17 protein-coding genes are annotated in these 18,891 nt (G+C 68.4%); 6 read left to right on the top strand and 11 right to left on the bottom strand.

The window, feature by feature from the left end; all coding sequences use genetic code 11:
• Both CCS01_RS01020 and CCS01_RS01010 read left to right on the top strand, forming a co-directional pair.
• Complete coding sequence (locus CCS01_RS01020; RefSeq protein WP_104516973.1) at positions 1 to 543, top strand: PIN domain-containing protein; 543 nt, start codon at positions 1 to 3, stop codon at positions 541 to 543.
• 298 nt (positions 544 to 841) lie between these two features.
• Entirely contained in the window at positions 842 to 1,066 is a 225-nt protein-coding gene (locus CCS01_RS01010) for a toxin-antitoxin system HicB family antitoxin (RefSeq protein ID WP_104516972.1), read from the top strand.
• Positions 1,067 to 1,103: 37 nt separating this feature from the next.
• Here CCS01_RS01010 and CCS01_RS35955 read toward each other — a convergent pair whose 3' ends face one another.
• From CCS01_RS35955 to CCS01_RS00965, 9 genes are all read right to left on the bottom strand, one after another.
• A complete protein-coding gene (locus CCS01_RS35955) occupies positions 1,104 to 1,337 on the bottom strand; it encodes an AbrB/MazE/SpoVT family DNA-binding domain-containing protein (protein ID WP_158258174.1) in 234 nt (77 codons plus the stop codon).
• Positions 1,288 to 2,586, bottom strand: coding sequence for an NAD(P)/FAD-dependent oxidoreductase (locus CCS01_RS01000; RefSeq protein WP_104516970.1), 1,299 nt, complete (start codon positions 2,584 to 2,586; stop codon positions 1,288 to 1,290). The genes CCS01_RS35955 and CCS01_RS01000 overlap by 50 nt, the downstream gene beginning before the upstream one ends.
• A 503-nt stretch (positions 2,587 to 3,089) precedes the next feature.
• Positions 3,090 to 3,842 (bottom strand): SDR family NAD(P)-dependent oxidoreductase, encoded by a 753-nt coding sequence (locus CCS01_RS00995; protein ID WP_104516969.1) that lies wholly within the window; start codon positions 3,840 to 3,842, stop codon positions 3,090 to 3,092.
• Positions 3,843 to 3,847: 5 nt separating this feature from the next.
• On the bottom strand, positions 3,848 to 5,017 hold the full coding sequence (locus tag CCS01_RS00990) for an acyl-CoA dehydrogenase family protein (protein ID WP_104516968.1): 1,170 nt from the start codon (positions 5,015 to 5,017) through the stop codon (positions 3,848 to 3,850).
• Between the two features lie 108 nt (positions 5,018 to 5,125).
• The gene (locus CCS01_RS00985) at positions 5,126 to 6,190 is read right to left on the bottom strand and encodes a phosphotransferase family protein (protein WP_104516967.1); all 1,065 of its coding nucleotides are present in this window, start codon (positions 6,188 to 6,190) and stop codon (positions 5,126 to 5,128) included.
• Positions 6,191 to 6,359: 169 nt separating this feature from the next.
• A complete protein-coding gene (locus CCS01_RS00980; RefSeq protein WP_204848096.1) occupies positions 6,360 to 7,898 on the bottom strand; it encodes a rhamnogalacturonidase in 1,539 nt (512 codons plus the stop codon).
• Positions 7,899 to 8,360: 462 nt separating this feature from the next.
• On the bottom strand, positions 8,361 to 10,343 hold the full coding sequence (locus tag CCS01_RS00975; protein ID WP_104516966.1) for an acetyl/propionyl/methylcrotonyl-CoA carboxylase subunit alpha: 1,983 nt from the start codon (positions 10,341 to 10,343) through the stop codon (positions 8,361 to 8,363).
• Between the two features lie 5 nt (positions 10,344 to 10,348).
• Entirely contained in the window at positions 10,349 to 11,941 is a 1,593-nt protein-coding gene (locus CCS01_RS00970; protein ID WP_104516965.1) for a carboxyl transferase domain-containing protein, read from the bottom strand.
• 262 nt (positions 11,942 to 12,203) lie between these two features.
• A complete protein-coding gene (locus tag CCS01_RS00965; RefSeq protein WP_104516964.1) occupies positions 12,204 to 13,382 on the bottom strand; it encodes an isovaleryl-CoA dehydrogenase in 1,179 nt (392 codons plus the stop codon).
• A gap of 183 nt (positions 13,383 to 13,565) precedes the next feature.
• Here CCS01_RS00965 and CCS01_RS33425 point away from each other — a divergent pair, with 183 nt between their 5' ends.
• Positions 13,566 to 13,721, top strand: coding sequence for a hypothetical protein (locus CCS01_RS33425; RefSeq protein WP_158258173.1), 156 nt, complete (start codon positions 13,566 to 13,568; stop codon positions 13,719 to 13,721).
• 564 nt (positions 13,722 to 14,285) lie between these two features.
• Here CCS01_RS33425 and CCS01_RS00955 read toward each other — a convergent pair.
• Complete coding sequence (locus tag CCS01_RS00955) at positions 14,286 to 14,675, bottom strand: acyl-CoA thioesterase (protein WP_104516962.1); 390 nt, start codon at positions 14,673 to 14,675, stop codon at positions 14,286 to 14,288.
• Positions 14,676 to 14,703: 28 nt separating this feature from the next.
• Between CCS01_RS00955 and CCS01_RS00950 the strand changes: the two genes are divergently transcribed.
• From CCS01_RS00950 to CCS01_RS00940, 3 genes are read left to right on the top strand one after another with little or no spacing between them, the layout of a single operon-like run.
• Complete coding sequence (locus CCS01_RS00950) at positions 14,704 to 15,480, top strand: enoyl-CoA hydratase (RefSeq protein WP_104516961.1); 777 nt, start codon at positions 14,704 to 14,706, stop codon at positions 15,478 to 15,480.
• A gap of 34 nt (positions 15,481 to 15,514) precedes the next feature.
• A complete protein-coding gene (locus tag CCS01_RS00945; RefSeq protein ID WP_104516960.1) occupies positions 15,515 to 16,408 on the top strand; it encodes a DnaJ C-terminal domain-containing protein in 894 nt (297 codons plus the stop codon).
• The gene (locus tag CCS01_RS00940) at positions 16,405 to 16,725 is read left to right on the top strand and encodes a chaperone modulator CbpM (RefSeq protein WP_104516959.1); all 321 of its coding nucleotides are present in this window, start codon (positions 16,405 to 16,407) and stop codon (positions 16,723 to 16,725) included. Before CCS01_RS00945 ends, CCS01_RS00940 begins: the two co-directional genes overlap by 4 nt.
• 251 nt (positions 16,726 to 16,976) lie before the next feature.
• On the opposite strand, the gene CCS01_RS00935 is transcribed toward CCS01_RS00940, so the two are convergent.
• A complete protein-coding gene (locus tag CCS01_RS00935; RefSeq protein ID WP_158258172.1) occupies positions 16,977 to 18,503 on the bottom strand; it encodes an asparagine synthetase B family protein in 1,527 nt (508 codons plus the stop codon).
• Between the last annotated feature and the right edge of the window lie 388 nt (positions 18,504 to 18,891).

Below are 18,891 nucleotides of genomic sequence, written 5' to 3'. Positions count from 1 at the left end.
ATGGCCATTCCGGCCGTCATCGACACCAGCGTCTTTGTCTCCGCGTTGCGTTCCGGTGGCGGCGCTTCCCGGCAGATCGTTCGCCGCAGTCTGGCGGGCGTTTACCGTCCGTTGTTCTTCAATGCCCTATGGCTGGAATACGAAGCCCTGCTGGGGCGGCCGGTATGGACGCCGGAAACCGCGCCAACGGAGCGGCGGGCGATGCTGACTGCGCTGGCCGCCGCGGGCGAGTGGATCACCATCTGGTTTGCCTGGCGCTCGAACCTGCCTGATGAGGGCGACAATCACCTGTGGCTCTTGTTGGATTTCGGGGTGGTGAGACGCTTCACCGCCCATCCGGAACCCGGCAGGTCCCTTGAAAACCGCAACCGAGCGTCCCGGCAACGATCGGCGCGCGGCCGACCCTATGTTCGGAGGTCCGGTTCACCACCGGCCCATTTGCGTTCATCTGCGTTCATTTGCGGTTCTTGCATCAGCGTGGCGGCGGGAGGGATGTTCCAACGCGTGCGTGCTGCGCCAAAGCAGAAATGGAACCGCAGATGAACCCAGATGAACGCAAATGAACGCAAATGCAGCGGGGCTGTTGCCGCAGCGGGGGCGCACGTCATCCGACAGGGCATTGTCGTGGACCTTTTCAACACGGTTCTGGTTGGATTTCGCGGCCGTGGAACGCCTCACCCGACCACCCCGGAACCCGACAAGAGCCTCACCTGTTTGAACTGGCCGTTGCCGGTGGAGCGCGGGCGATCATCACACATAACGTGCGCGATTTGCGCCATGGTGAGCTGATATGGGATGACATGGCGGTTCTGATCCCGGCGGCATGCCTGGAGCGATTGCAATGACGACGCTGACGATAGAACTGCCGGAAGAAACCTACCGGCAATTGCGGGACCTGGCGACCGCGCGCGGCATGAGCCTCGACCGCCTGATCGAGAGCCTGGGATCCGCGGCACTCGCTGCGCATGCTGTCGAAGGCCGGTTTCGGGCGCTGGCGTCGGAAGCCCACACTGGGCACGCGCTGGAGGTTCTGGATCGGTTGGACCGCGCCGAACAGACGTCCTGACAGGACTGATTGCGCGGCCAGCGGACGATCTGGCTTATCAAAGCGTTCCTGTCCTTTTGAGCCGACTGCGCCTGTCACGGGCACTGGCTCCGGCGGCATCGGTCATTGCCTCGATCGTCACAGGTCCTGCTGCGGACTTGACCAGCCCGCGCAACACCGAGACGGGCAGCTTCGGCAACAGCACCGCATGACCATCCGGATGGAGGAAGAATTTGACGTGATCACCCGCTTGCAGGTGGAGATGATTCCGTATGGCCTTCGGAATGGTCACCCGGCCTCGTCTGGTGATCACGGATTCCAACGAGCTGCTCCGTATGATGCAGGAAGCAGCATACCCGGCCAGCCCGCGTCGTCGAATCCTGACCGCCCGCCTGCGCCTGCCGCAGCGCCGCGGCTCCCTCGGCCTGCGCGCCCTGCCCCCGCCCCGGATCGAACGGCGCCAGATCCAGCAGGCTGCCCTGCCCGGTCACCAGGTCCGCCAGCAGCCTCCCGGCGAGGGGACCGATGGTCAGGCCCGCGGCGCCCAGGCCGTTGCCGATGGCCAGGCCGTCCACTTCCGGCACCCAGCCCAGCCAGGGCCGCACGCCCGGGCCGATCGGCCGGAACCCGACGCGCGTTTCCACCAGCGTCGCCGCGCCCAGGCCAGGGGCTATTTTGAGCGCCTCGGCCAGCACCTCGGCCTGGCCGCCGGCGGTAACGCGATAGTCGAAACCGGAGCCGGTTTCGCGGGTCGCGCCGGCGACCACCCGTCCGTCCTCGAACGGCACCAGGTAATGAGCGCCCGGCGGCAGGATGATCGGCCAGGCGCCGGTGTCCGCCCCCTCCAGCCGCATGTGCACGATCTGTCCCCGCTGCGGCTGCACCACCCGATGGGCCTGGAGCGGGCGGAGAAGGTTCATGGCCCAGGCGCCGGCGCAGACGAGCACGGCATCGGCGGCGTAGCGCGCGCCGCCGGCCTCTACGCCGGTGACGCGGCCGCCGGTAGCCCGCACCGTCGCATGCTCCTGCACCACCGCCGCCCCGTGGCGGCGCGCCGCCCGCAGCAGCGCCGCGGCCAGGCGCCGGCCGTCAACGCGCGCGCCGCCTTCGATGAAGATGCCGCCGAGGTCGCCACGCAGCGGCGGGAACAGCGCCCGGGTTTCCGGCGGCGACAGCCGCCTCACCGCCCCCATCGCCGGCGCGTGCGTCTGGCGGCGCAGCGCGAGGCGTTCGGACCAGTCAAGCTCCTCGGCGTCGGCCGAAACCAGCAGGGCGCCGCACCGGCGGTAGCCAAGGTCGGTTTCCCCGGCCTCGGCCAGCAGGCCGGCCAGGTTCGGGTAATAGGCCGCCCCGGCGGCGTACAGGCGGTAGAAGGCCTCATCGTCCGAGCTGGAGAGCCACGGGCACAGGACGCCGGCCCCGGCGGCGGTGGCCCGGCCGTCGCGCTGCGCGTCGACGATGGTGACGTCCGCGCCCGCTCGGGACAGATGAAAAGCCGCGCTCGCACCCACCACGCCGGCCCCGACGATGACAATCCGCATGAGCATCCTTCGCTGAATTGCCGCAATGCAGGCTCACACGTGTGATGAGATCCCGTGAACGCAAGGGCATTCAGGGGCGGTCCCTCGGGGCAGACGCCGACTGGCTCGTTACACCAGCGGTCCGGACCGGTGACCCATCGTCCATGGCGCCGTCATGATCAGTTTGTGCCAGCCGCTATGCGCGGTCGGACAAAGCCGCCGGAGCCGCAGGCCATCTGCGTTCATTTGCGTTCATCTGCGGTTCCTTTATTCCGTAGAATGAACAACCCCGCTGCATCCCGGCCGGAGCGGCGGCGGTCGGTCCGGGCCGCGCTGAGCGTGCCTGGTTAAAGAACCGCAGATGAACGCAAATGAACGCAGATGGCGTCCCTGCGAACAGGCAGCGGTCGTGCCACTCCATCCGTCTTGCCGGGACAAAGCATTGATCGCGGCAATAGTTCCCGGGGCGGTCCACGCGCGTGGGTTCGCCGGCAGGGACCGGTCGTCGAATCAGACTCCTGGTATTACTCCACGCCCCACCCCCCGTCGATCACCAGGCTATGCCCGGTGACGAACGCCGAGGCGTCGCTCGCCAGGAACACCACCCCGCCCGCCATGTCGCGCGGCGTGCCGAACCGGCCCAGCGGCGTGCGCTCCAGGCTGCGCTTGCCGTGCACGTCGTGGCCGAGAAAGCCGTGCGTCAAGTCGGTGTCCACCCAGCCCGGCGCCAGCGCATTCACCCGCACCCCGCGCTTCGCCCAGTCCAGCGCCAGCGCCTTGGTGAACAGTTCCACCCCGCCCTTGGACGCGCAGTACGGCGTGGACCGCAGCAGCCCGCCATGCCCGGCGATGGAACTGACGTTGATCACCGACCCGCCCTCGCCAATCGCGCCGCCCAGGTATTTGCAGCACAGGAACAGCCCGGTCAGGTTGACGTCCAGGATGTGGTTCCAGTCCTCCAGCGTGGTCTTCTCGATGGTTTTCAGGATCGGGTTGACCCCGGCGTTGTTGACCAGGACGTCGATCCGGCCGAACTGCGCCAGCACCGCGTCGCGCAACGCGATGATGTCCGGCTCCTTGGTCACGTCGGCCGGGAACACCCAGGCCCGCTCGCCAATGATGGCCGCGGTTTCCTCCAGCGTGGCGCGGGTGCGGCCGGTCAGCACGACCGAGGCGCCGTGGCGGCCCAGCCCTTCCGCCATGCCGCGGCCGATGCCGCGGCCGGCGCCGGTGACGATGCAGACCTTGCCGGTCAGGTCGAAGTCGTGCGTGTCCATGGCGCTCACCAGTTTGCCCCGTTGCGGCCGATGCGTTGCGCGATGCTCCAGCGGTGCACCTCGGACGGGCCGTCGTAGATGCGGAAGCCGCGGACCTCGTTGAAGATGCGCGCGACCAGCGTCTCGCCGGTGACGCCCTGCCCGCCCAGCACCTGCACGCTGCGGTCCACCACCCGCCACACCGCTTCCGAGACGAACACCTTGGCCATCGACGACTCCACGGTGCCGCGGGCGCCCTGGTCGAGCGTCCAGGCGGTGTGCAGGATCGACAGCCGGCTCATGCGGATGTCCATCTCGTTGTCGGCCAGCATGAAGCCGACGCCCTCGTGGCCAATCAGCTTCGAGCCGAACACCTCGCGCCGCAGGGCGTAGTCGGTGGCGATCTGGTGCGCCCGCCGCGCGGTGCCGAGCCAGCGCATGCAGTGCGTCAGCCGCGCCGGCGCCAGCCGCACCTGGGCATAGCGGAAGCCCTTGCCCGGCTCGCCCAGGATGTCGCTCGCCGGCACCCGCAGGTTGTTGAACCGCACCACGCCGTGGCCGCCGGCGAAGGCGTGGTCGAGGCTGTCCATGGTGCGGACGATCTCGATGCCGGGCGTGTCCATGTCGGCCAGGAACATCGTGGCATTGCCGTCGTCGTCCTTGGCCATGATGATGGCGAAGGCGGCGCCCTCAGCCCCGGTGATGAACCACTTGTCGCCGTTGATGACGTAGTGGTTGCCGTCCTTGCGCGCGGTGGTGCGCAGCGCGGCGGGGTCGGAGCCGGCGCCGGGTGCGGGCTCGGTCATGCAGAAGCACGACCGCGTGGCGCCGGAGGCCAGCGGGCGCAGCCAGCGCTCCTTCTGTTCCGTGGACGCAACTGCTTCCAGCAGGTGCATGTTGCCCTCGTCGGGGGCGAAGATGTGCATCGCGACGGGGCCAAGCAGCGAGTAGCCGGATTCCTCGAACACCACCGCCTTGCCGACATGCGACAGGCCGAGGCCGCCGTATTCGACGCCGACATGCGGCGCCACCAGCCCCTCGGCCGCCGCCAGCGCCACCAGTTCGCGGCGGAATTCCTCGGTGGGGCCATGCGGCGTCTGGCGCGGGTCGCTCTCCAGCGGGATGATTTTATCGCGGATGAAGGCGCGGGTGCGTTGCTGGAGTTCCAGCAGGTCGGGGGTCAGGGAGAAGTCCATGTGGCGTTCCTCGCAATGTCGTGGATGGCCGGGCAGGCTTCGGAGCCGTCAGGACAAAGCGGCTTGCGGCGCAAGGTCTTCGTCCCCTCGTCATGGCCGCCCATGACGTCAGAAAGCCCGTCCCTGGGCGATCTCGTGGGTGAATTCCAGGATGCCGGTGCCGATGCCGGTCAGCGGCGCATAGCGCGGCTCCTGCGTGGCGCCGCTGCGGTAGCGCAGGCCAAGCTGGAGGAAGATGACGGCCAGCTTGTACATCGCCAGCACCCGGTGGAACAGGAAGTTGGACATGTCACAGCCGGACAGGCGGCCGTATTCCGCAACTGCCTCCTGCCGCGGGCACAGGCAGGCCTCGACCGCCGGCATCTGCGCCATGTCGTGCATCGGCTGCGGGTCGTCCGCGTGCACCCAGTAGGTCAGCAGCGTGGCGAAGTCGAACAGCGGGTCGCCGCGGGTGCCCTGGTCCCAGTCCACCACCGCGCGCGGCGACAGGTCGTCCGGGTTCAGGATGATGTTGTTGAGCTTGAAGTCATTGTGCAGCAGCCCCGGCGGCCCCTCGGGGACGATGTTGCGCTCCAGCCAGGTGCCGACGTCGTGGTGCAGGGCGTCGGTGCCCGCCTCCATCGCCGCCAGGCCGCGCTTGCGCCAGCCGGCGACGGCGCGCGCGAGGAACCCCTCCGGGCGGCCGAGGTCGTCCAGGCCCACGGCCTTGGTGTCGACGGCATGGATCGCGGCAATGGTCTCCAGCAGCACGTGCGACAGGCGCGCGCCGATTTCCGGCCGGTGCGCGAGGTCGGGCGGCATGTGCTCGCGGATCACCAGGCCCGGGCGATACTCGATGATCTGGAAGCGCTGGCCGATGATCGAGGGGTCGTCGCACAGGTGCAGGCCGCGGGCGATGAACGGCAGCGCGTCGGGCAGGCGCGAGAGGATGCGGAACTCGCGGGCCATGTCGTAGGCGCCGGCGGGCAGGTCCCCCATCGGCGGGCGGCGCAGCACCGCGGGCTTGCCGTCGAGATGGATCAGGTAGTTCAGGTTGGCCAGCCCGCCGGCGAACTGGCGCGGCGGCGGCTCGGCGTCCAGCCGATGGCCGTGCGCGGCCAGGTGGGTGCGGACGGCATCCCAGTCCAGCGGGACGCTGTCAGCGACGGACCGCAGGCCGGTTTCTGGTGCCACGCTTCCTCCTGTTGCTGTTACGGCGACTCAATACAGGAGGACGGGCCGGGCGCAAACCGGGCGGATATGACGAAGGCGCACCGGCGTCAGATCCGCCGCTGGGCGACCGTTCGCAGTTTCATGTCGGGCACATCCCAACTGCCCGAGACCCGGAAGCGGCTGACATCCGTCAGCAGGAATGCCGCGCCGTCGCGATGCGGCAGGTTGATCCTGAAGAAATCGGCGCCGTCCACGTCGACAAGCCGAAACGCCGGCCGCGCATCGGGCGCCGCCGTCGCCAACCGCGCAGCGCTGAGCGAGATGTCGCGGGCATGGCGGATGTAGAGCCCCCATGCGGGCAGGCGGCCGAACATCGTCGCTCGGGATAGGCCGCCTCCCGTTCCGGCGGGTCGGGCATGGCGTGGTCCGCCGAACCGCCTTTCTGCGCCACCTCGACGTCGCTGATCGTTACGTCTTCAATGGAATGTCCCGGGATGCCGCAGATGATCGACGGCATGTCCGAGTCCGGGCCATCGCAGACCAGGCCCCTGATCACGATCCGCCTGATTGCGCCGGTTGGCGTTCCCGCTGGAGCGCGCAGCCGCGCGCCGAGGCGCAGGAACAACGGTGCGCCCTGCACCTCGCGCATCGTGATGTTGGCGATGCTGATGTCCTCCAGCACGCCACCGTCGACGCATTCCAGCGCCAGCCCGCGGGAGGTCTCGAAGACACAGTTGGTTATGGCAATGTTCCTGAAGCCGCCGTTCGACTCGGTGCCGAACTTGATGCGGCCGGTCGGCTGCTGTGCCCGCTCGGCGGGATCGATGCCAAAACGTCGCAGGGTGCCGTCGAGCAGCGTGCCGACGCGGTATCCCCCGGTCACGTAGCAGTCGGAAATCGTCACGTTCTCAGTCGGCTGCGCATGACCGAGGGCGAACGTGCTCTTGAGGCAGATCCCGTCGTCCCAGGGCGCGTTCACGCTGCAGCCGGAAATCCGCACGTTGCGGCAGCAATCGATGTTCATGCCGTCGCGGTTGGTATCGATGCGAACGTTCCGGATCGCCAGGTTGTCCACGCCGGTCGCGAGGATGCCGAAGTGCCCGGCCGCGAGGATGGCGAAGCCTTCAAGGATCACGTTGCGACAGTTCTTCAGCGCAATGGCCTTGTTGGCGGCGCCGGGCGCTGCCTCCTTCGGCAGATCGGGATCCGAGTCGCCGCGGCTCAGCCCCTTGCCCCAGATCAGGCCGGATCCGAGGATCGCGATGTCGTGCAGGCCTTCGCCCCAGATCAGGCTGTTGTGCCAGTGATTGTGGCCGAAATCCTGGTATTGCTCGAACGGCGCGTTGGACTCCGCGGCATCGTAGCCGCCGGTGGCCGTGCCGCCGCGCGGGACCTCCGCGGCCAGGATCACCGCGCCAGGCGCAAGGGAAAGCGCAATGAAGCTCCTCAGGCGGATAGAATGGCAGCGGTACGTTCCGGCAGGAAAGTGAACGATGCCGCCGCCCATCGAGGCCGCCAGCTCGATGGCCCGGTTGACCGCCGGCGTATCGACCGCCTTGCCGTCGCCCACCGCCCCGGCGGTCCGCACATCGGTGACAAAGCCGCTCACCGGCGCGGACGATGGCAGCGTGCCGTCGGCGCTTGCCAGCGGAAACACCGGTCCGGTCAGCGCACGACCGGCGACGGCTGACGCCGCCAGGGCCAGGACGCTTCTGCGCCGGTATGTCATTGCCGGCGCCTTCCCGGTCCGCGCATCAATTCGGTCATTGGTCAGTTCCCGCGGCGAGATGCCTCGCCTTCATGGGACCTGGCGGCGAAACCGTCCAGATGTCCCCCGCACCCGCGATAGCGGCGGCAGGGACGGCCGAAAACAGGCGCGAGGTCCGTTGCCTCTCCGTCATGGCCGGGCGTGTCCCGATCATGACGACAGGAAGACGACTCCGCGCGGCCCACCCATTGGCGCCTGCGAGACCACATTTTCATGGGAGAGGATGCGCCGCGCACGACAGGTGTTCCGCGCGGAGCGCCCGGAAGTTTCAGGCCTCGCCGGGGTGGCACCCACGCCGCCACCCCCGGAAGCCTTCGTGGCCCTCGGCGGCTGCAGCAAGCACCGCCGCAGCCGGTACGCACCGGCGACGCCGACACCTGCCCGGCTATGAATCGACAGCGCAAAGAGCAGACAACCCTCAGGCTACGCCCCAGCCTCTGCCGCCTCGCCCGCCTCCTCGCCGAACGCCACCAGCACCTGGCCTTCCTGCACCATCTCCCCAGGCGCGCAGGACACCTTCGCCACCACCGCATCGGCCGGCGCGGTCAGGCGGAACACGGTCTTCATCGCCTCCAGCACCACCAGGACCTGCCCCCGCGTCACCGCCTCGTTCTCCGCCACCACGACCTGCGTCACCAGCCCCGGGATCGGCGCCACCAGCCGATCGGCCGCGTCTTCTTCGTCATCGGCGGCGGCGAGCGGGTCGGGCAGGGTCAGGCGCCAGGTCAGGCCGTTGTCGCGCAGCGTCAGCACGTGATGGTCCAGCGTCGCGCTGACGGTGCGCCAGACGCCATCCAGCGCCACGCGCAACCGGCCATCGGGCAGCGCCTCGGCCGAGCCCAGCCTGTCGCCGATACGCCAGGCATCGCCGTCGCGCGTGACCGAAACGGGATAGCCGGCGGTGCCGTCCGTGAACTCCAGCACGCGGACGGGCGTGGTGTTGATCCACCACAAATCACGCGCGTCCCACGGATCGTCGCCGGTGGCCCGCGCCTCCAGGCACATCACCGCCAGCGCGGCGACGGCCAGCACATCGGACGGCGGTGCCCCCTGCCCGGCCAGCAGCGTCGCCGCCTCGCGCGCAATGAACCCGGTGTCGATGCCGCCGGCGGCGAACGCCGGGTGCGCAACGATCCGGCCGAGCAGGTCAAGGTTGCTGGCAACGCCGGCCACCGTGCAGCCGGCCAGCGCCTGGCTCATGTGGTGCAGCGCGGCGTCGCGCGTCGGGCCGTGGCAGATCAGCTTGGCCAGCATGGCGTCGTAATGGATCGACACCGTATCGCCGGTGGCGAACCCGGTGTCGATGCGGACCGACGCGCTTTCCGGCGGCGTGCGGAACAGCGCCAAACGCCCGACCGAGGGGGCGAAATCGCGGGATGGGTCCTCGGCGTAGAGGCGCGCCTCGATGGCGTGGCCGTTCAGCGGGATGGCGGATTGCGCCACCGGCAACGGCTCCCCGGCGGCGACGCGCAACTGCCATTCCACCAGGTCGAAGCCGGTGATCATTTCGGTGACGGGATGCTCGACCTGCAGGCGGGTGTTCATCTCCAGGAAGAAGAAGCCGTTGCCTTCCGCGACGAACTCGATCGTTCCGGCGCCGACGTAGCCGACGGCTTTCGCGGCGGCGACGGCGGCGGCGCCCATGGCCTGGCGCTGCGCCTCGCTTAACCCGGGCGCGGGCGCCTCCTCAAGCACCTTCTGGTGGCGGCGCTGGGCGGAGCAGTCACGCTCGAACAGATGCACGGCGTTGCCGTGGGTGTCGGCGAACACCTGCACCTCGATATGGCGCGGCCGTTGCAGGTAGCGTTCGACCAGCACCCGGTCGTCGCCGAATGACGACGCGGCCTCCTGCCGGGCGGAACCGAGCGCCGTGGCGAAATCCGCGGCAGAGGACACCACCCGCATGCCGCGCCCGCCGCCGCCGGCGACCGCCTTGATCACCACCGGGAATCCGACGCGCGCCGCCTGATCGGCCAGGAACTCCGGGTCCTGCCGCTCGCCATGGTAGCCGGGCAGCAGCGGCACGTCGGTCCGTTCCATCAGCGCCTTGGCCGAGGCCTTCGATCCCATCGCCCGCATCGCCGCCGCGGGCGGGCCGACGAAGATGATCCCGGCCTCCGCGCAGGCGTCGGCGAAGGCGGGATTTTCCGACAGGAAGCCGTAGCCGGGATGGATCGCCTCGGCGCCGGCGATCCGGGCCGTTTCGATGATGCGAAGAATATTCAGGTAGCTGTCCCGCGCCGCGGCGGGGCCGATCGGGTAGGCGCGATCCGCCGCCTGCACGTGCAGGGCGTGCGCGTCGGCTTCCGAGTACACCGCGATCGTTTCGACGCCCATGCGGCGGGCGGTGCGGGCGATGCGGCAGGCGATCTCGCCACGGTTGGCGATCAGAAGAGTGCGGAACATGGCGGTTACATCCGGAACACGCCGAAGCGCGTGTCCGCCCTGGGTTTGTTCAACGCCGCCGACAGCGACAGGCCGAGCACGCGGCGGCTGTCGGCCGGATCGATGATCCCGTCGTCCCACAGCCGCGCGCTGGCGTAATACGGATGCCCCTGCGTTTCATACTGCTCCCGGATCGGCTGTTTGAACGCCTCCTCCTGCTCCGGCGTCCAGTCGGCGGAGCCGCTGCGCACGGTGGCCAGCACGCCGGCGGCCTGCTCGCCGCCCATGACGGAAATCCGCGCGTTCGGCCACATGAACAGGAAGCGCGGGTCATAGGCGCGGCCGCACATGCCGTAGTTGCCGGCGCCGTAGCTGCCGCCGATGATGAGCGTCAGTTTCGGCACCGCGGTTGTCGATACGGCTGTCACCAGCTTGGCGCCGTCCTTGGCGATGCCGCCGGATTCGTATTTGCGGCCGACCATGAAGCCGGTGATGTTCTGGAGGAAGATGAGCGGGATGTTGCGCTGGCTGCACAGTTCGATGAAGTGCGCGCCCTTCAGCGAGGATTCCGAGAACAGGATGCCATTGTTGGCAACGATCCCGACCGGGTAGCCGTACAGGTGGGCGAAGCCGCAGACCAGCGTCGTGCCGTACAGCCGCTTGAATTCATCGAACACGCTGCCGTCGACGATGCGGGCAATCACCTCCCGCACGTCATAGGGCGCGCGCACGTCGGCCGGCACGACGCCGTAAAGTTCGGCGGGGTCGTATTTCGGCGGCTCGGGCTTGCGCACGTCCAGGCCGACGGCTTTCCCGCGGTTCAGGCCGGCGACGATGCGGCGGCAGATCGACAGCGCGTGGTGGTCGTTGCGGGCGTAATGATCCACCACGCCGGAGGTGCGGGCGTGCACGTCGGCGCCGCCCAGGTCCTCGGCCGAGACGATTTCCCCCGTCGCCGCCTGCACCAGCGGCGGGCCGCCGAGGAAGATGGTGCCCTGGCGGCGGACGATGATGCTCTCGTCGCTCATCGCCGGAACATAGGCGCCGCCGGCGGTGCAGGAACCCATGACGACGGCGATCTGCGGGATGCCCTCGGCGGACATGTTGGCCTGGTTGAAGAAGATGCGGCCGAAATGCTCGCGGTCGGGGAAGATCTCGTCCTGCATCGGCAGGAAGGCGCCGCCGGAGTCCACCAGATAGACACAGGGAAGATTATTCCGCCGCGCGATCTCCTGCGCGCGGAGATGTTTCTTCACCGTCATCGGAAAGTAGGTGCCGCCCTTCACCGTTGCGTCGTTGGCGACGATGACGCATTCGCGGCCGGAGACGCGGCCGATGCCGGTGACGATGCCGGCGGACGGCACCTCGCCGCCGTACAGGCCGTAGGCGGCAAGTTGGGAAAATTCGAGGAACGGCGAGCCGGGGTCGATCAGCGCCGCGACGCGCTCACGCGGCAGCAGCTTGCCGCGGGATTTGTGGCGCTCGCGGGCACTGGCGCCGCCGCCTTGTGCAATGGTCGCGATCTTGTCGCGCAGATCGGCTGCCAGGCCGCGCATGACGGCGGCGTTGGCGGCGAAGTCGGGGGAACGGAGGGAAATGTCGGAGCGGATCGTAGTCATGCGGGGACGCATCCCGTCGTGGTTGGGCGTGCCCCTTTGTGAGTCTGGATTGGGCGGACTGGGGCAAAGAATCTGGTGGCCAGGTCCGTTGCCTCCCCGTCATGGCCGGGCGTGTCCTGGCCATCCGCGCTTCGACGGCGGTGGGTGGATGGCCGGGACACGCCCGGCCATGACGATAAAGAGACGGTCCTGCTTCGGCCCTCCTGTGTCCTGGTTTGCATGCGGCTCGTCCCGGCTACGACGAAGAGACGGACAGTTCCCATCACGCCGTCTCCTTGAACAGTTCGCGGCCGATGAGCATGCGGCGGATTTCGCTGGTGCCGGCGCCGATTTCATACAGCTTGGCGTCACGCAGCAGCCGGCCGGTGGGATAGTCGTTGATGTAGCCGTTGCCGCCCAGCGCCTGGATCGCCTCCAGCGCCATCCAGGTCGCCTTCTCGGCGGCGTACAGGATCGCGCCGGCCGAATCCTTGCGGGTCGTTTCGCCGCGATCACAGGCCTTCGCCACGGCATACACATACGCCTTGGCGGCGTTCATCGTGGTGTACATGTCCGCCAGCTTGGCCTGCATCAACTGGAACTCGCCAATCGGCTGGCCAAACTGCCTGCGCTCATGCACGTACGGCACCACCACGTCCATGCAAGCCTGCATAATGCCGATCGGCCCGGCCGAGAGCACGACGCGCTCGTAGTCCAGGCCGCTCATCAGCACGTTCACGCCCTTGCCGATCTGGCCCAGGACGTTCTCCTCGGGGACTTCGCAGTCCTGGAAGACCAGTTCGCAGGTGTTCGAGCCACGCATGCCCAGCTTGTCCAGCTTGGGCGAGGTGGAGAAGCCGGGAAATCCCTTCTCCACCAGGAACGTCGTGATGCCGCGCGGGCCGGCGGCCGGGTCGGTCTTGGCGTAGATCACCAGCACGTCGGCGTCCGGGCCGTTGGTGATCCACATCTTGCTGCCGTTCAGGATGTATCGGTCGCCGCGCTTTTCCGCCCGTGTGCGCATGCCGACGACGTCCGACCCCGCCCCCGGCTCGCTCATCGCCAGGGCGCCGACTTTGCTGCCGTCGAGCAGGCCGGGCAGGTAGCGGCGTTTCTGCGCGTCCGAGCCGTTGCGCTTGATCTGGTTGACGCACAGGTTGGAATGCGCGCCGTAGGACAGGCCGACGGCGGCCGAGGCGCGGGAGATTTCCTCCACCGCGACGACGTGCTCCAGGTAGCCCATGCCGGCGCCGCCGTATTCCTCGGGCACGGTCACGCCCAGCAGGCCGAGCGCGCCCAGCTTGGGCCACAGATCCATCGGGAAGGCGTTGTCGCGGTCGATCTGCGCCGCGCGCGGGGCGATCTCGTCCGCCGCGAAGGCCTGGACCTGCGATCGGAGCATCTCGGCGGTTTCACCCAGGTCGAAATTCAAACCCGGGAAGTAGTTCGGCAGGCTGGCCATGGGCGTTCCTCGATGCAGATCCAACGGGGCGGCACACTGCCCGAGGAAGCGGGTTTCGCCAAGCGGGATGCTGCCATGAGGAACAATATGCTGCATTGCAGCATGCGGGGGCCAAATGGAGTCCGGGACTTCTTCCGGCGCCTGCCCCAGGCCGGCGGCCGGCAACCCGAGAGGATTGGGATCATGACGTATTTGGAAGCCATGGGCGACGTCGAACTGCGGCACGCCGAGGGCAACCGGCAGATCGCGCTGGCCTTGGCGGAGAGTCTCCGGGCGCTTTGGCAGGCGGCGGCATGCCGGGTCACGCTGGCGCTGGGCCACCGGCCGCCGCGGGCCTGACAGCCTGGGTCGCCGGGCGGGCGGTTCAGTCCGCATGGGCGGTGAAGATCCGGTTCTCATTATCCTGGCGCTGATGAGCCGGGCCTGGCGGTCAACGCACAGCGATCGCGGCAGGTCGTCCGAATTTCTTCTCTGCGTGCTCTGCGCGCCGCTCTGCGTGCTCTGCATTGAATCGCGGTGGGCGGGGCGCCACCACCGTTTTGGGGCCGGGTGACTCATTCGCAGCGCCGGTCTTTGTTGCGGCACCGCGTTTTTTTAAAACGCAGAGATCGCAGAGCGGCGCGCAGAGCACGCAGAGCAGGAACCGGGGCGATCTGCCGGCCGCGGGGTGGATCGACCGCGGCTGGGCTGTTCCTGTCGCAGCGCACGGCCAGGCTTTCAAGCCAATGCGAACCACCTCGATAAATCAGGCGCAACAGGCAGCAGGACCGCTCTGCGGTCATGGCGGCCGCGAGGCTGCTATCCGCGCCTTACGGTGCTGCCATCAGCAAAGGCGTCGATGCCAGGCCTGCGCCCAGCATGACGGGCGGGCACCGACCGCCGCTGTTCCAACGCCTGGACGCCTCACTCCGGCGGCAACGGCCGCGGCCGGCCGGTGTCGTCGACCGCGACCAGGACGATTTCCCCCGACGTCACCCGTTCCCGCTCGCCCTGGTTGCGGCGTAGCACCCAGGCTTCCACGTCGACCGCGATCGAGGTCCGGCCGGTGCGCACAACGTCGGTATAGACGCACACCACGTCGCCCACCTTCACCGGTTGCAGGAAGTTCAGGTTCGACACCGCCGCGGTGGCGACGCGGCCCTTCGCCCGGCTGCCGGCGGCGGTGCCGGCGGCGAGGTCCATCAGCGACATGATCCAGCCGCCGAAGATGTCCCCGTTCGGGTTGGTGTCCGCGGGCATCGCCACGGTGCGCAGCGAGAGCTCTCCGCGGGGCTGGGGGCGGGTATTCGGCATGACGCGTCCTTCTGCTATACTCTCAATCATGACCGATATCCTGCTCCGCCACGATAGCGAACACATCACGACTCTGACGCTGAACCGCCCGCAGGCGCGCAACGCGCTGTCGCTGGGCCTGATGGAGGCACTGGACGCCGAACTGGCTGCCATTGCCGCCGACACGGCGGTGAAGGTCGTCATCCTCGCCGCCAACGGCCCCGCCTTCTGCGCCGGGCACGATCTGCGGGAGATGCGGGCGACGCCGACGCGGCCGGCGTATGAGGCGGTGTTCGCCCTGTGTTCACGGCTGATGCAGCGGATCGTGTCGCTGCCGAAGCCGGTCATCGCCCAGGTGCACGGCATCGCCACCGCCGCCGGCTGTCAGTTGGTCGCCTCGGCGGACCTGGCGGTGGCGGCGGAGACGGCGCGATTCGCCACCCCGGGGGTGAACATCGGCCTGTTCTGCTCCACGCCGATGGTGGCGCTGACCCGCGGCATCGGCCGCAAGGCGGCGATGGAGATGCTGCTGACCGGCGACATGGTGCCGGCGGACCGCGCCCGCGAACTCGGGCTGGTCAACCGCGTGGTGCCCGAGGCCGCGCTGCGCGACGCCACGCTGGCGCTGGCCCGGCAGATCGCCGGCAAAAGTCCGCTGACGGTGGCCATCGGCAAGGAGGCGTTCTACCGCCAGGCGGAAATGGACCTGTCCGCGGCCTACGCCTATGCCGCCGAGGTCATGACCCGTAACATGCTGGCCCGGGACGCGGAAGAAGGCATCGACGCCTTCCTGGGCAAGCGGCAACCGGTGTGGACCGGCACTTGACGCCGCCCCGCCGCATCGCCAACTGGACGGATCGATGAAAGACCCGTACGAAATCCTGGGCGTGGAGCGGACGGCCGACGAGGCCGCGATCCGGGCGGCCTACCGCAAGCTGGCGAAGAAGCACCACCCCGACGTCAACCCGGGCAAGGCGGATGCCGCTTCCCGGTTCGGCGAGATCAGCTCGGCCTATGACCTGCTGTCCGACAAGGAGAAGCGGGGCAAGTTCGATCGCGGCGAGATCGACGCCGAAGGGCACGAGATCCACCCGCAGCGCCAGTGGTACCGCGACACCGCCGGCCACGAGCAGTACCAGCCCGCCGGCGGCTTCAGCCAGGAAGACCTGGAGTCATTCTTCTCCCAGGCGTTCGGCCAGGGCGGCCGCCGCTCCGACTGGGGCGCGACCGGGCGGCCCCGGCGTGGGCGCGACATGCAGTACTCGCTGACCGTCAGCTTCATCGACGCCGCCACCGGCACGACGCGGCGCCTCAGCCTGCCGGACGGCAAGACGCTGGACGTGCGCATTCCGCCCGGCACTGAGGACGGCCACGTGCTGCGGCTGCGCGGCCAGGGCGGCCCCGGCTACAACGGCGCCTCTGCCGGCGACGCCCTGATCGAGATCACCGTCGCCCCCGACCCGCGCTTCCACCGCGACGGCGACGACATCATCAGCGACCTGCCGGTGACACTGCAGGAGGCCGTGCTGGGCTCCGCGCTGGAGGTGCCGACGATCCACGGGCCGGTGAAGGTGACGGTCCCGGCCGGCTCCGGCACCGGCACGCGGCTGCGGCTGCGCGGCAAGGGCATCCGCTCGGGCCACCAGTTCGTGCAGCTTCAGGTGGTGCTGCCGCCGGGCAATGAGCCTGAGTTGGCGGAATTCCTGAAGACCTGGACGCCGCGGCGGGCGGTCAACCCGAGGGAGGGCTCATGATGCGCCTGACGGCCGTGGTGGCCCTGTTCCCCGACCTGGGGGAAACCGAACTGCTGGCCTGGGTGGAGCGCGGCTGGGTGCATCCCGCGCCAAGCGACTCGGACTGGGAGTTCCAGGAAATCGACGTCGCCCGGGTGCGGCTGATCCGCGACCTGCGGCGCGACATGGCGGTGCAGGAGGAGATGATGCCGCTGGTGCTGTCGCTGCTCGACCAGCTTTACACGCTGCGCGGCCAGATGCGCGCGGTGGCGCAGGCGGTGCAGGCGCAGGACCAGGCCGTGCGGGACGCGATCCTGGCGGCGCTGCGGGAGGCGTAGCCGCGGCGGGCTGACGCTGCGAAGCCGGACCATCGGCCATTGCCGCCTCGAGCGGACGGACGCCGGTCTTGCCCACCGAGCCCGTTGCCGGGCGAAGCGGGCTACAGCAGACCGCAAGTCAGTTGGGATGATGAGGCAGCGACTGCGCGTCCCAACCTACCTGCGGTCCGCTGTAGAGCCGCGGCGCGTTCGTGTTCATGTGTGGCTGGTTGAAAGCAGCGTCATTCGTTTGATACGCTCAGAAAACCATGCTACGGTGTGAAGTCCGCCGCCCATTCCATCCGTTTCAAAGTCGGAAAATTCAGCCGCAGCCTTGATTTCAGGTGGGGCACGCGATTGACATCCAGAGTCTGGGTCAAATGGCGAAGGTAGAGCAACTCCTCTTTCGCGCAGAGGTCGAAGGCCTTGTACTCGCGTTGGGCCTCGGCGAATTCCTGGTCGGAGATCGTCGCCTCGGCGTGGCGGATCCACGGGGACACCTTCTGGCTGGCGTCGAAGCCGGCGCCACGGTGCATGGGCATCTTGGCGCGGACGGCGATCTCGCGCGGCAGCCGATCGGCGTGCAGGTCGAACAGGGCGCGCAACGGCTGCTTGCCGACGGGGGTGCCAGCCGTCTCGCGGACCAGGGCCTGAGCATCGAGCGCCAGGGCATACGCGACGACCGACGAATCAAGGAACGGCGTGCGCACCTCCAGGCCGAAGCGCATGCCGCAACGATCGACCCGCTGCAGGTTGGAACGGTGCATCATCTCCAGGCACTGCCGGCGCACCGGGTCACCGTAGGCGGCGCCTTCGGCGTAAGCCATTTCCAGCGGAAGGTAGCCGGCGAACAGCTCGTCGGCGCCTTCACCACAGAGGGCAACGCGAAAGCCATCCGCGTGCGCACGCTGCGACAGCAGATAGCCGCAGAGTGCGTCGCGGACGACGCCTGGCTCGAATGTCTCCACGCTCGTGACGACGTTCCCGATCAGGCCAATGCCGTCGTCCGGCGGCAGGGAGACCACGCGCAGATCATAGCCGGTCATGTCGGCATAGCGGGCAGCGTAGGCATAGTCGGGCGCTTCCGGCCCGCCGAGGAAATAGCCTGGCGCGCCCGGGCGAACGCAACTCGCGTAGGATGCGATCAACGTGCTGTCGATTCCTCCACTGAAGAACGTCGCGAACGGCAGGTCGGGCGGGATGCGGGCTTGCACGGCCGCTTCCAGGAGGCTGTCCAGCACGGCAGGATCGTTGGCGGTCCGCCTGGAGTCCGGTTCAGGGCCAAGCCGGACAAAGGGCGTCAAGGCATTGCGGGTCAGCGCCTGGCCCGGCGGCAGCAGCATGACCTCGCCGATTTCGCTCGCGGCGAGCAAGGGGCGGATCTCGGAGCAGAACAGAATGCTTCGTTTTGACATGATGACGTACAGCGGCTTGACCCCGAGCGGATCGCGCGCGGCCAGGAATTCATGGGTCTTCACGTCGAAAGCCACGAACGCATACATGCCGACGAGCCGTCCCAGCGCTCCGCCCCCCCAGGCGCGCAGGGCATTGGCCAGGACCTCGGTATCGGAATGGGTGCGGAAGACCACGCCCATCCCCTCCAGTTCCCGGCGAAGAGCCTCGTGGTTGTAGATCTCGCCGTTGAACACGACAACATAACGGTTGTCGAAGGAGAACTGAGGCTGCACGGCGCGTTCGGCATCGACGATGCGCAGGCGTCGTGTCGCCATGGCGGCATCGTGCGCTGGCGACAGCACCGGGTCGTCCACATCGCCGCGATGCATCAGGCCGCTGAGCATCCCGCGCACCGCGGCCTCGGCCCCGTCCCAGTTGATCGCTGCGGCAATTCCGCACATCGGCGCCTGCTCCGTCTTACCGCGGCCACGAGGACTCCCTCCGGCCGCCTGGGGTTGCTACTGTCCCCAAGTGAGAGCCGGTTGTGGGGGCAATAATTCCTCTATACGAGTCCATCTGTCTCCGATACAAGCTGAACTGTGCCGGATTAACGTTTCTAACGTAACCGGGAGTTCCCCCGGCTCTGCCGGGGAGGCAGCAGCAGTTTGACATTTGCGGGGGTAGGCCCCGGTTCGCCCATCAATGAAACTCTGGAGCGTGAGCCGCCAAAGCACACGCTGATGGAGTTCCATCAATGGACGAATTCGAGAGCCTAAATCACACCAAATGGGA

It is taken from the genome of Rhodopila globiformis (assembly GCF_002937115.1).
In the GTDB taxonomy this organism is placed as follows: Bacteria; Pseudomonadota; Alphaproteobacteria; order Acetobacterales; family Acetobacteraceae; genus Rhodopila; species Rhodopila globiformis.
This window is presented reverse-complemented; position numbering and strand designations above follow the sequence as displayed.